Source organism: Neisseria sp. 23W00296 (assembly GCF_044772855.1).
In the GTDB taxonomy this organism is placed as follows: domain Bacteria; phylum Pseudomonadota; class Gammaproteobacteria; order Burkholderiales; family Neisseriaceae; genus Neisseria.
The window spans coordinates 1,811,157-1,823,816 of record NZ_CP173024.1; the positions used below are offsets into that span (position 1 = coordinate 1,811,157).

Consider the following 12,660-nt stretch of genomic DNA (forward strand, 5'->3'; position numbering starts at 1 on the left):
CCGGCACAGTTAACAAAAACAGTCTGTCTGACAGACTAAGGCCGTCTGAAAGCGGAGAAACGGGGCTCTCAGACGGCCTTTTTGTGTTTACGGTTTGGCGTTTGCGGGCGGGGCGGCGGGTTTGGCGTTGTTGAGCCATTGCCATTGTTCGCGGATGGCGCGTTCGAGTGCCTGTTGTTTTTCTTCGGCGTTCGCCAGCCCTTCGGTGAGGCCTTTGTAGTCGAGTGTAACGGAGAGGTTGTCGGGTTTGCCGCGGATGATGAGGGGGACGGGTGTGCCCTGCCCGCCTGCGGGGTAGAGTTTGAGGCGCTCGTTGAGGGTCATGGTGTTGAAGTCGGTGGCGCCGGTGAGTTCGATGCGGAAGGTGTCGGAGTGGAGTTCGGCTTTGTCGTGGCGGCTGATGCCTTTGCCGATGCTGCTGCTCATGGTGAAGCGTTCGAAGGGGGTGGCGGAGTTGCCGTCTGTTTGCACGGGTTGGCTGCCGAGGAGGTTTTGCAGCGCGCGGTTGAGGTTGACGCCGTGCCATGCGCCTTTGCTGAGGTTGAGTTCGAGGGTGCCGGAGAGGGTGCGGGTGAGGCCGGCGCGGCCTGTGCCTTGGGCGGTGAGGTCGATTTCGGCGTCGCCCCTGCCGCTGATGTTGCCGTAGCGGAAGAGATCCTGCATGAGGGGGCGGATATTGATGTTGCGGGCGTATTGTTGCAGGCGGTAGGTGGGCGGGGTGGTGGCGGCCATGCTGATGCCGCCTTCCATCACGCCGTTGTAGAGTTCGGCGCTGAAATCGGGCAGGACGATGCGTTCGCGGTCGGCTTGCAGGCGGGTGGCGAGGTTGTTGATTTCGAGATTGGGCGATTGCAGGGTTTTGACGGCGATGTCGGCTTCGATTTCGGGCGCACCGGGTTTTTGCAGCCAGGCGGGGTAGGCGGCGGCGCTGTCGGCGGGCAGGCTTTCGAGATAGGGAGACAGGGAGAGTTTGTCGAGGCGCAGGTCGGCATTGAGGCGGGCGGGCTGTTTGTCGGCGGCGGGGGTGTAGGCGGCTTTGAGGGCGAGGGCTTCGCGGTCGAGCTGTCCTTTCAGACGGCCTTCCCAAGAGCCGTTGCGGTATGTCCACGAGCCGTCGAGTTCGCTGACGAGGCGGGGGCGGGGGTTGCCGGTGAGGTTGTCGAGGCGGGTGGTGAGTTTGAGGGCGGGCAGCACCCAGTCGGCGCCGCTGCGGTTGACGGCGGTGTCGAGTGTGAAGGCGGTTTGTGTGGCGGCGGTTTTGCGGCTGCCGTTGAGGAGCGCCTGTTCGACGGCCAGCGAGCCGGGGCGCAGGGCGATGTCTTTGGCCGAGAGGGTGGCGTCCCACTGCGCGTCGTCCCATTGCGCGGTGAGCACGGCGTTGGCGGAGCGGGCGGACAGTCCGCCGTCGGCGGCGTTGAGCGCGGGCGCTTCGGCGTTCAGGTGGAGTTTGTAGGCGGGGATGTCGAGCTGCAAACCGGCTTGGGTGAAGCGGATATTGTTGCCGCGCCGCTGCCAGAGGGTGTCGGCGGTGAAACGGAAGGCCAGTTCGGCGTCGCGGTAGCGGCTGCTGCCGGTGAGCGCCATTTCGGGCATCTGCCAGCTGCCGCCGCTGCGGTGGAGCACGCCTTGCAGTTTCCATTGGGCTTCGTTTTCCCACAGCGGGGTTTTCAGACGGCCTTCCGCTTTGATTTGGGTTTGTTCGTCGTCGGCGTTGTTGATGTTGAGGCCGACGCCTTCGAGAACGTGCCGGTGCTGCGGCGTGTCGACCAGCACGCGCCCGTCTTCGACGATGATGCGGTCGACTGCCGCGCCGCTCTGTTTCGCCAGCAAATCGCGCACGTTCCATCCGCCCGCCGCGTCACGCGTCAGGAAAACGACGGGGCGGACGAACACCCATTTTTCTATCCTCGGCTCGCCGAAAAGACTCGCCCAGCCGACGCCCAGCCGCATTTCTTCGGCACGCATTTGTGTGCCTGCGCCGCCGGGCTGCGTCAGCTCTACCTGTTTGAGCGTCACCGTCGGGCGCGGAAAAATGGCGGTGGACACGCCGTTTTCGACAAAACGCACGCGCCGCCCCGTTCCGGCCACCGCTTCGTCTGCCGCGCGCCGCAGGTTTTCCGGCGAAAAAAGCCAAGAGAGCAGGAAATATTTTGCCGCGAAGGCCGACGCGAACAGCAGCGTGCCGCCGCTGATGAGTTTCATCCAGAATTTACCCGATTGCAGACGTTTCATATCCCGTGCCGATGGTGCAAAAAACAGCGGCGGAGTATAGCAGATTGCGCCGCGCCTTTTTCAGACGGCCTCGGCATCTGCCCGGGCGGCGCAAAAGGCCGTCTGAAAAGACAGAGACGCGCCGTTTGAGGCATAAGGCCGTCTGAAAGGCGGCGGTTTCGACTCCGCTTTCAGACGGCCTTTGCATCCTGTGCTACCATCGGCGGCCTTATTCCGCAGGAGCAGCCGAACCATGATTATCGTGATGCACAAACACGCGCCCGCAGAAGCCGTGGCCGCCGTTATCGGATTCATCCGCAGCAAAGGCCTGCGAGAGCACGTTTCACGCGGCGACGAGCGCACCATCATCGGCGCGGTGGGCGACGAGCGCGTGTTCCAACCGCAGGAAATCGAAGCCCTGCCCCACGTCGAACGCGCCATCCGCGTGCTTTCCGACTGGCGCATCATCAGCCGCGAAACCCAGGCCGAAGACAGCGTGATTACCGTGCGCGGCGTTGCTTTCGGCGGCGCGAAAATCCTGTCCGTCACCGCCCTGCCCGACCGCACCGACGCCGACGCACTCTTTCTCGACCCCTTCCGCCTGCCCGCCAGCCCCTACGCCGAGCAACAGCCGCCGAACGAAAAAGAACAAATCCGCCTGCTGCGCGAGAGCACCGCCGCCAACCATGCCGCAGGCCGCCCCGTGCTGGTACGCATCCGCGACGTGCGCCAAATCGAAACCTCCCTGCAGGCCGAAGCCGACATCCTCTATCTCGGCGGAGAACTGATGGCCAACCGCGCCCTGCAGGACGAAACAGGCCGTCTGAACACCCCTCTGGTGCTGTGCAAAGACAAACACCACACCGCCGACGAATGGCTCACCGCCGCCGAACACATCGCTCTCAAAGGCAACCGCCAAATCATCCTCGGCGAAAGCGGTACACTTAGTTTTTCTGCCAACCATCCGCACCGCCTCGACACCGAAGCCGTTGTCCGCGCCCGCCACCTCTGCCGCCTGCCCGTGCTTGCCAACATCACCCGTCTGCACCACAACGACATGCCGCAGGAAATCCTCCTCAAACTCGCCTGCGCCGCAGGCGCGAACGCCGTCGTCCACACCCTGAACACAAGCATCCGTTAATATCGAACCGCCGTCCGCGTCAGGCAGCGGAAACTCGGTGCAAAGGCCGTCTGAAAACGCAGAAAGAGCAAGGCTTTCCCGCGCTTCAGACGGCATCATTGCATTTGTTTATCACAATCCTTTTCACACTGTAAAACCCCCTGCCCTTCGTATTCCTATTTACCAAGATTTGGTTTATAGTTCGGCCACTACTGCAAACTACATTTGCAGTGTTTCAGAAGAAAAACAGCCAAGGAACAATATTATGTTAGAAACTTACCGCAAAGCCGCCGCAGAGCGCGAATCCCTGGGCATCCCCGCCCTTCCCCTCACCGCACAGCAAACCGCCGATCTGGTGGAGCTGCTGAAAAATCCCCCCGCCGGCGAAGACCATGAATTTTTGGTCGAACTGCTTGCCCACCGTGTGCCGCCGGGCGTGGACGACGCTTCCAAAGTCAAAGCCTCTTTCCTTGCCGCCGTTGCCGAAGGCAGCGCCGCAAGCCCGCTGATTTCCCCCGAATACGCCACCGAACTCTTGGGCACCATGCTCGGCGGCTACAACATCCATCCCCTAATCGAGCTGTTGGACAACGACAAGCTCGCCCCCATCGCCGCAGACGGCCTCAAACACACGCTGCTGATGTTCGATTCTTTCCACGACGTGCAGGAAAAAGCCGAAAAAGGCAATCCGCATGCCAAAGCAGTTTTGGAATCTTGGGCCAACGCCGAATGGTTTACCGCGCGCGAAAAAGTGCCGGAAAAAATCACCGTTACCGTATTCAAAGTCGATGGCGAAACCAATACCGACGATCTCTCCCCCGCGCCCGACGCATGGAGCCGCCCCGATATTCCGCTGCACGCGCTGGCGATGCTGAAAAACCCGCGCGAGGGCATCAATCCCGACAAACCGGGCGAAGTCGGCCCGATCAAACTCTTGGAAGAGCTTAAAGCCAAAGGCCATCCCGTGGCTTATGTCGGCGATGTGGTCGGTACCGGCTCTTCTCGCAAATCCGCCACCAACTCGGTGATTTGGCACACCGGCCAGGACATTCCGTTTGTACCGAACAAACGCTTCGGCGGCGTGTGCCTCGGCGGCAAAATCGCACCGATTTTCTTCAATACGCAAGAAGACTCGGGCGCGCTGCCGATTGAAGTGGACGTATCCGCGCTGAAAATGGGCGACGTGGTCGATATCCTGCCTTACGAAGGCAAAATCGTGAAAAACGGCGAAACCGTTGCCGAGTTTGAACTGAAATCGCAAGTGCTGCTCGACGAAGTGCAGGCCGGCGGCCGCATCAATCTGATTATCGGCCGCGGCCTGACTGCCAAAGCGCGCGAAGCGCTCGGCCTGCCCGCTTCCGAGGTTTTCAGGCTGCCTCAAGCGCCTGCCGCAAGCAATGCAGGCTTTACGCTGGCGCAAAAAATGGTCGGCCGCGCCTGCGGTCTGCCCGAAGGAGAAGGCGTGCGCCCCGGCACTTACTGCGAACCGCGCATGACTACAGTAGGCTCGCAGGACACCACCGGCCCGATGACGCGCGACGAACTCAAAGACCTCGCCTGTCTGGGTTTCTCCGCCGACATGGTGATGCAATCGTTCTGCCACACCGCCGCCTATCCGAAACCCGTTGACGTGAAAACGCATAAAGAGCTGCCTGCGTTTATTTCCACGCGCGGCGGCGTGTCGCTGCGTCCGGGCGACGGCATCATTCATTCGTGGCTCAACCGACTCTTGCTGCCCGATACCGTCGGCACCGGCGGCGACAGCCATACCCGTTTCCCGATTGGCATTTCTTTCCCTGCCGGTTCCGGTTTGGTGGCCTTTGCCGCCGCAACGGGCATGATGCCGCTGGATATGCCGGAAAGCGTGTTGGTACGCTTCTCAGGCAGCCTGCAACCGGGTGTGACCCTGCGCGATTTGGTCAATGCGATTCCGCTATATGCCATCAAGCAAGGCTTGCTCACCGTGGCCAAAGCCGGCAAGAAAAATATTTTCTCCGGCCGCATTCTGGAAATTGAAGGCCTGCCTGATTTGAAAGTGGAACAAGCCTTTGAATTGACCGACGCATCCGCCGAACGTTCCGCTGCAGGCTGCACCGTGAAGCTCAATAAAGAGCCGATTATCGAATACATGAAATCCAATATCGTGTTGATGAAAAACATGATTGCCGACGGCTATCAAGACGCGCGTACGCTGGAACGCCGCATTAAAGCGATGGAAAACTGGCTGGCGAATCCACAACTGCTCGAAGCGGATAAAGATGCCGAATACGCCGCCGTGATTGAAATCAATATGGACGACATTAAAGAGCCAATTATCGCCTGCCCGAACGACCCGGACGATGTGTGCTTTATGTCCGAAAAATCCGGCACGGTCATCGACGAAGTGTTTATCGGCTCGTGCATGACCAACATCGGCCATTACCGCGCCGCGTCCAAGCTGCTGGAAGGCAATAGCGACATCCCCGTACGCCTTTGGGTGGCGCCGCCGACCAAAATGGATGCGCACCAGCTTTCGGACGAAGGCCATTATGGCGTACTCGGCCGTGCCGGTGCACGCTTGGAAATGCCGGGCTGCTCATTGTGCATGGGCAACCAAGCGCGAGTACACGAAGGTGCAACGGTCATGTCCACTTCTACTCGGAACTTCCCGAACCGACTGGGCAAAAACGCCAATGTATTCCTAGGTTCCGCAGAGTTGGCCGCCATTTGTTCCAAACTCGGCAAAATCCCGACCGTTGAGGAATACCAAGCCAATATCGGCATCATCAACGAACAGGGCGACCAGATTTACCGTTATATGAATTTCAACGAAATCGACGAATATAACAAAAAAGCCGAAGCAGTAAACGTGTGAGCTGCAGACCTTTCAGACGGCCTCAATGGTTGCTAAAAGGCCGTCTGAAAACCCGAAACAGCAAACGGAACAACACAGCTTGTTCCGTTTTTTCTTGCCCGCAACACAGCCAAAAGGCCGTCTGAAACGCCCGCACCGACAGGGTTTTCAGACGGCCTCATCCATGCCCCGCCCCGACAAAATCGGGTACAATCCGCAGCTTTACGACCACCAACCGAATTCCCATCATGCTCGAAAAAGACCACCTCGACAAAACCCAATTCGCCGACAACCACTTCATCCGCACCATCATCGAAGACGATCTCAAAAGCGGCAAGCACACCGCCATCCAAACCCGTTTCCCGCCCGAGCCCAACGGCTATCTGCACATCGGCCACGCCAAATCCATCTGCCTGAATTTCGGTTTGGCCTATGTTTACGACGGCCTGTGCAACCTGCGTTTTGACGACACCAATCCCGAAAAAGAAAATCAGGAATACGTTGATTCTATTAAGGAAGATGTCAGCTGGCTGGGTTTCGAGTGGGCGGGCGAGCCGCATTACGCCTCGGATTATTTCGACCGCCTGTTTGACTACGCCGTCGGCCTGATTAAAGACGGCAAAGCCTATGTTGATGATTTGACTGCCGAAGAAATGCGCGAATATCGCGGCACACTCACCGAGCCGGGCAAAAACAGCCCCTACCGCGAACGCAGCGTCGAAGAAAACCTCGATCTCTTTATGCGCATGAAAAACGGCGAATTCCCCGACGGCAGCAAAACCCTGCGCCTGAAAATCGACATGGCTTCGGGCAACGTCAATATGCGCGACCCCGTGATTTACCGCATCCGCCGCGCCCACCACCACAACACCGGCGACAAATGGTGCATCTACCCGATGTACGACTACACCCACGCCATCTCCGACGCCATCGAAGGCATCACCCATTCCCTGTGCACGCTCGAATTTGAAGCCCACCGCCCGCTGTATGACTGGGTGCTCGACAACATCCCCGCGCCGCACCCCACCCGCCCGCGCCAATACGAATTTTCGCGCTTGGAACTCCTGTACTCCATCACGTCCAAACGCAAGCTCAACCAGCTCGTTTCAGACGGCCACGTTTCAGGCTGGGACGACCCGCGCATGCCCACCATCTCCGGTATGCGCCGACGCGGCTACACCCCCGAAGGCCTGCGCCTGTTTGCCAAACGCGCCGGCATTTCCAAATCCGAAAACATCATCGACATGAGCGTACTCGAAGGCGCCATCCGCGAAGAGCTGGAAAACTCCGCCCCGCGCATGATGGCCGTGCTCAACCCGCTCAAAGTTACCCTGACCAACTTCGACCCCGCCCAAGCGCAAAGCCGCTACGCGCCCTACCATCCCAACCACGAAGAAATGGGCGGCCGCGAACTGCCGATTTCGCAAACGCTTTACATCGAAGCCGACGACTTCGCCGAAAACCCGCCCAAAGGCTTCAAACGCCTCGTCACCGGCGGCGAAGTGCGCCTGCGCCACAGCTACGTGATGCGCTGCGACGAAGTCGTCAAAGATTCAGACGGCCACGTTGTCGAACTCAAATGCAGCCTTGATTACGACACCCTAGGCAAAAACCCCGAAGGCCGCAAAGTGAAAGGCGTCATCCACTGGCTCTCCGCCGAACACGCCGTACCCGCCACCGTGCGCCTGTACGAGCGCCTGTTCACCGAGCCCCGCCCCGACGCCGTGCGCGGCGCAGACGGCGAATACCTGCCCTTCACTAACTTTCTCAACCCCGAATCCGTGCGCGAAATCCAAGCCTGGGTCGAAGCATCCGCCAACGATTTGCCGCCCGAAAGCCGCTGGCAGTTTGAACGGCTGGGCTATTTCGTTACCGACCGCAAAGACCACCGCCCCGAGCAACCCGTGTTCAACCGCACAGTAACGCTGAAAGATTCTTGGCAGCCCAAGTAATCTGTTTGCAGCAGCTGCACTGAAAAGCCGTCTGAAAACTTGAAATTCGGTTTTCAGACGGCCTTTGTTGATAAAGGATTGAGATGGAACGTTATTCCGTACATTTGAAACTGCTGGGAATGGCGGTGTTGTGGGGCGCGTCTTGGCCGATGGGGCGGATGCTGGGGCAGTCGCTGCCGCCGCTGACGGGCGGGGCGGTTCGGTTTGTATTGGCTTCGGTTTTGCTGTTGGGCTGGTTGTTTGCGCGCAGCAGGTTTGTAACCTTGGCGGCTTTGTCGGCACGGCAATGGCTGGGCTTGACGGTAGCCGCTTCCGTCGGGGTGTGCGGCTATGCGGTGTTTTTCATGCTGGGTTTGCAGGCAATGCCGGCGGGTAAGGCGGCAGTGGTTGTGGCGGTAAATCCCGTGCTGACGCTGCTGCTGGCGGCTTGGCTTTTCGGCGAGCGTTTAAACGCGAAGATTTTGGCGGGTATGCTGCTGGCGGTTTTTGGCGCGATAACGGCGGTCACGCAAGGACAGCCGTTGACGGTATTGTCGGGCGGCATCAAGGCGGGGGAGTGGCTGATTTTCGGCTGCGTGGTCTGTTGGGCAGCTTATACCTTAATCGGACGCGCGGTTTTGCGCGGTATAGATGCGCTGACGGTAACGGTGGCAACTTCGCTTATCGGCGCGTTGATGTTGACGGTGGTGGCGTTGTGGGTCGATGGATTGCCGTTTGAGGCAATGGCGGCGATGGATGCACGCGGTTGGACGGCATTGGCGTGGCTGGTCATCGGCGCGACGGTATTGGCTTACGCGTGGTATTTTGAAGGCGTGAAGACTTTGGGTGCGGGCAGCGCGGCGGCGTATATTACGCTCGTGCCGATTTTCGGTATGCTCAGCTCGGCGTGGGTTTTGGGCGAACCTTTGCATATTTCTCTGGTTGCGGGCTGCGCGGCAGCGGTCGGCGGCATGACGTTGATGCGGTACGGGCAGAAGGCCGTCTGAAATTTTTGTTCGGGCATTTTTACTTTATTGAAATTGGGTTTCAGACGACCTTTTATTTAGGGGCTGTACTAGCCGTAAGTCGGGCATTTATGCCCGACAAACACCGGCAAATTTGAAAAATGTCGGGCATTTATGCCCGACCTACCTACTGAAAAGAGATTTTCAGACGGCCTTCAGCCTTAAAGCAGCCTGAAAACATCCACCAACCCCATACAAGGAAAACAATATGAAACTTCCCGCCCGCGCCGCCCTGATCGGCAGCCTGTCCCTGCTCCTGGCCGCCTGCGCCGCCAAACCCATTGAAGTCAGCATGCAGGCCGCGCGCAACGCCGACTACGGCCGCTACCCCAAAGACTACCAACAGCACATCCGCAGCTATCTGGACGAAAACCTGCGCGATGCGGGCAGCGCGAAAATCCGCATCACCACCCCGCCGCGCAAAGTGCTCCGCCTCAGTAACCAGGGCGTGCAAGGCAGCGGCCGCGCCGGCTGGGATGCCTTCTACCTGGCCTGCGCCGACGTCAACGCCAAAAACGCCTACGGCGGCTACACCGGCTGGCAGACCAAAATGTTCCGTTTTAAAAACAACACAATAGAAGGCAATCCTACAGGCGCTTACGCCGCCTGCACCAGCAAAGACGAAATCTACATCGACACCACCCTCATCTTCGGCGGCGACCAAGTAAATATCGTCCCCTAAGCGGAAACCCGCAGCAGCAGGGTGTGTTGACATTCAACTTTTAAAGTAAGGTAGGTCGGGCATTTATGCCCGACATTTGTCAAATCTGCCGCTGTTTGTCGGGCATCAATGCCCGACCTACTACTGAAAAGAGATTTTCAGACGAACTTCAGCCTTAAAGCAGCCTGAAAACATCCACCAACCCCATACAAGGAAACCAATATGAAACTCCCCACCCGCGCCGCCCTGCTCGCAGCCTGTCCCTGCTCTTGGCTGCCTGCGCCAGCCCGATGGTCGATATCAGCATGCAAAGCATCCGCAGCGCCGACTACGGCATTTATCCGAAAGACTACCGTCAGCGTATCCGGCAACATCTGAACAAAACCCTGCTCGATGCCGGCAGCGCGCGGGTCAATATCACCATGCCGTCGAAAAAAGTATTTGAAATTACGAGGGATTTTAATCCACGACGGGGCGATTATCTGGAAACCCGCCCCTATTATCTCGTTTGCATTGAAATCAATGCCAAAAACGCTTACGGCGGCTACACCGGTTGGCAGACGCAAACTTACGAGTTTGAAAACGGCCGGATGAAATCCGACGCCGTCGTGTCAACCCGCGTATGTGACAGCAAAGACGATCCCTATATCGATAACCGCGACCCTTATGAGCGGATGAATATTCTTCCGTAGGATTTGTCGGCCGGAAAAGCAGCCTGAAAAACCGACAGGCCGTCTGAAACCCGCAAACCGTGTTTTCAGACGGCCTTTTGCCGATGCGGATGGCCGCAGCTTCACATTCGTCAACACTATTCACGCGTTTGTGCCCGCAGGGATACAAGCGAAAGCGGTTTCAAAGCCCGTCCAAACGCAAATCCGCCAAATCCCTGTTTGGGCGGCGGGGGTAAAACTGCTATCATCCGCCCTGTTTTCCTATTCGCCGGAACAGCGCTTTCAGACGGCCTCCATGCCGTCTGAACGTTTTCCGCCAAAGAAAGAACCGCCATGAGAAACACCGTCCGCCTCTCCCTTGCCGCCCTGATACTCGCCGCCTGTACGACGGAGCAGCCCGTCGAACCCGTCAGGCAGGGAACGGAAGCACAAGCAGGCAACGGCTTCGGTCTGCCCACCGTGCGCAGCGGTGAAAGCCCCGCCAAAACCCTCGACGACTACGCGCGCTACGAAGGCGTGATGCGCGCCGCCAAAGCGGGCGACGACATCCAGCCCGCCCAATTCCTTGCCGGGCAGAGCGCCAGCGCGATGGGCGAAAACGTCCGCAACGAATGGCTCAAAAGCCTGGCGCGGCGCGGCAGCTGGCAGACCTTCCAAAGCGAATACGCCAAACTCGAACCCGAAGGCCGCAGCCGCGAAGTGCGCTGCCACGCGGAAAACTTTGCCGACAGCGGCATGGCGGCCGAACTCGTGCGCGAAACCGGCCGCCTGCCGCAGGGCTGCACCGCGCTGGTGGAAGCGCGGGCGGCACAAGGCCGTCTTAATCCTGCCGACGCATGGCGGCGCGTGCGCGGCCTGATTGCCGCCAACCAAACCACCGACGCGGCCAACCTCGCCGCAGCCCTCGGCAGCCCCTTGGGCAGCAGCGGACAAGGGGCGCAGGAAAACCTGTTGCGCGACATCATCGGCGCGGCGGCGCAGAAAGCGCCCGCGGCGGCGGCAGGCCGTCTGAACGCGCTCGAAGGCAGCCTCACGCGCGAACAGGCAGGCTTTGCCTGGGGCGTGCTCGGCCTGCGTCAGGCCAAAAACCAAAACTTCGCCGGCGCCCTCGCCTACTACGCCCGTTCCGAGCGCAAACAGCTCACCGACGAACAGCTCGAATGGTATGCCCGCTCGGCCTTGCGCGTGCAGGACTGGCCGCTGCTGGCCTCCGTGATCGGAGACATGCCGGAAAAACTGCGGCAAGACCCCGCCTGGCTCTACTGGCTCGGCCGCAGCCTGGCCGCGCAGGGAAACCGCAGCGAAGCGCAAAACCTTTACCGCCGCGCCGCCGAAAGCGGCCGCAATTTCTACGCCCTCTTGGCTGCCGAAGAAACCGGCGGCCGCGTCAACACCCGCAACACCGCCGCCGCCACGCCGGCACGCGATTTACAGACGCTGGCGCGTGACGGTGCCATCGCCCGCGCACTCACCCTGTTCCAGGCATCGGGCGGCAACATTGCCATGCGCCGCGCCGCGCAGGCCGAATGGCGCTATGCCACCCGCGCCTTCAACGACGGCGCCAAGCTCGCCGCCGCGCGGCTGGCCGCCGACCACGGCTTTTACGAAATGTCCATCCACTCGGCCGACAACACCTACGGCAAGCTCGACTACACCTTGCGCTACCCCGCCCCCTTCCGCGACACCGCCACCCGCTACGCCGCCGAAGCGGGCGTCGACCCGGCCTGGGTCTACGGCCTGATCCGTCAGGAAAGCCGCTTTATGATCGGGGCGCAATCGGGCGTCGGCGCACAGGGGCTGATGCAGGTGATGCCCGCCACCGCCCGCGAAATCGCCCGCAAAACGGGAATGTCCGACAGCGAGCTCTACACCACCGACGGCAACATCCGCATGGGCACATGGTATTTGGGCGACGCCAAACGCCGCCTGCAAAACAACGAAGTGATGGCCACCGCAGGCTACAACGCCGGCCCCGGTCGCGCCCGCCAATGGCAGGCCGCTTTACCGCTGGAAGGCGCAATCTACGCTGAAACCATCCCCTTCGACGAAACGCGCGACTACGTTAAAAAAGTGATGGCCAACGCCACCTACTACGCCTCGCTGTTCAACGAGCCGCAAACCTCGCTCAAACGCCGCATGGGCGTTGTGCCGGGAAAAATGTAAGGGCGGCGCACCCCATCTGCTCCTCAAACCAATCATCTGAATCCG

General features: G+C 59.9%; 8 protein-coding genes. 7 read left to right on the plus strand and 1 reads right to left on the minus strand.

Annotated features, from left to right (window positions below; all coding sequences use genetic code 11):
- Positions 1-87: 87 nt before the first annotated feature.
- Positions 88-2,232 (minus strand): AsmA family protein, encoded by a 2,145-nt coding sequence (locus ACG2K1_RS08980; protein ID WP_395428733.1) that lies wholly within the window; start codon positions 2,230-2,232, stop codon positions 88-90.
- 232 nt (positions 2,233-2,464) lie between these two features.
- Between ACG2K1_RS08980 and ACG2K1_RS08985 the strand changes: the two genes are divergently transcribed.
- The 7 genes from ACG2K1_RS08985 to ACG2K1_RS09015 all read left to right on the plus strand — a co-directional run bounded on the left by ACG2K1_RS08985 (position 2,465) and on the right by ACG2K1_RS09015 (position 12,615).
- On the plus strand, positions 2,465-3,352 hold the full coding sequence (locus ACG2K1_RS08985; RefSeq protein WP_395428732.1) for a chorismate mutase: 888 nt from the start codon (positions 2,465-2,467) through the stop codon (positions 3,350-3,352).
- A 244-nt stretch (positions 3,353-3,596) separates the two neighbouring features.
- Entirely contained in the window at positions 3,597-6,185 is a 2,589-nt protein-coding gene (gene acnB / locus ACG2K1_RS08990; RefSeq protein ID WP_395428731.1) for a bifunctional aconitate hydratase 2/2-methylisocitrate dehydratase, read from the plus strand.
- 227 nt (positions 6,186-6,412) lie between these two features.
- Positions 6,413-8,116 carry a glutamine--tRNA ligase/YqeY domain fusion protein gene (locus ACG2K1_RS08995; RefSeq protein ID WP_395428730.1) on the plus strand — a complete coding sequence of 568 codons (1,704 nt, stop codon included), beginning with the start codon at positions 6,413-6,415 and terminating at the stop codon, positions 8,114-8,116.
- Between the two features lie 83 nt (positions 8,117-8,199).
- Positions 8,200-9,102 (plus strand): DMT family transporter, encoded by a 903-nt coding sequence (locus ACG2K1_RS09000; protein ID WP_395428729.1) that lies wholly within the window; start codon positions 8,200-8,202, stop codon positions 9,100-9,102.
- 226 nt (positions 9,103-9,328) lie between these two features.
- Positions 9,329-9,802: a hypothetical protein gene (locus tag ACG2K1_RS09005; protein ID WP_395428728.1), complete on the plus strand. Its 474-nt coding sequence runs from the start codon at positions 9,329-9,331 to the stop codon at positions 9,800-9,802.
- Positions 9,803-10,071: 269 nt separating this feature from the next.
- Positions 10,072-10,473, plus strand: coding sequence for a hypothetical protein (locus ACG2K1_RS09010; RefSeq protein ID WP_395428727.1), 402 nt, complete (start codon positions 10,072-10,074; stop codon positions 10,471-10,473).
- A gap of 312 nt (positions 10,474-10,785) precedes the next feature.
- On the plus strand, positions 10,786-12,615 hold the full coding sequence (locus ACG2K1_RS09015; RefSeq protein WP_395428726.1) for a transglycosylase SLT domain-containing protein: 1,830 nt from the start codon (positions 10,786-10,788) through the stop codon (positions 12,613-12,615).
- Positions 12,616-12,660 lie beyond the last annotated feature (45 nt).

Coding starts and splice junctions, on each gene's coding strand:
- ACG2K1_RS09000 (WP_395428729.1), top strand. CDS start 8,200: ATGGAACGTTATTCCGTACATTTGAAACTGCTGGGAATGGCGGTGTTG.
- ACG2K1_RS09015 (WP_395428726.1), top strand. CDS start 10,786: ATGAGAAACACCGTCCGCCTCTCCCTTGCCGCCCTGATACTCGCCGCC.
- ACG2K1_RS08995 (WP_395428730.1), top strand. CDS start 6,413: ATGCTCGAAAAAGACCACCTCGACAAAACCCAATTCGCCGACAACCAC.
- ACG2K1_RS08980 (WP_395428733.1), bottom strand. CDS start 2,232: ATGAAACGTCTGCAATCGGGTAAATTCTGGATGAAACTCATCAGCGGC.
- ACG2K1_RS09010 (WP_395428727.1), top strand. CDS start 10,072: ATGGTCGATATCAGCATGCAAAGCATCCGCAGCGCCGACTACGGCATT.
- ACG2K1_RS08985 (WP_395428732.1), top strand. CDS start 2,465: ATGATTATCGTGATGCACAAACACGCGCCCGCAGAAGCCGTGGCCGCC.
- acnB (WP_395428731.1), top strand. CDS start 3,597: ATGTTAGAAACTTACCGCAAAGCCGCCGCAGAGCGCGAATCCCTGGGC.
- ACG2K1_RS09005 (WP_395428728.1), top strand. CDS start 9,329: ATGAAACTTCCCGCCCGCGCCGCCCTGATCGGCAGCCTGTCCCTGCTC.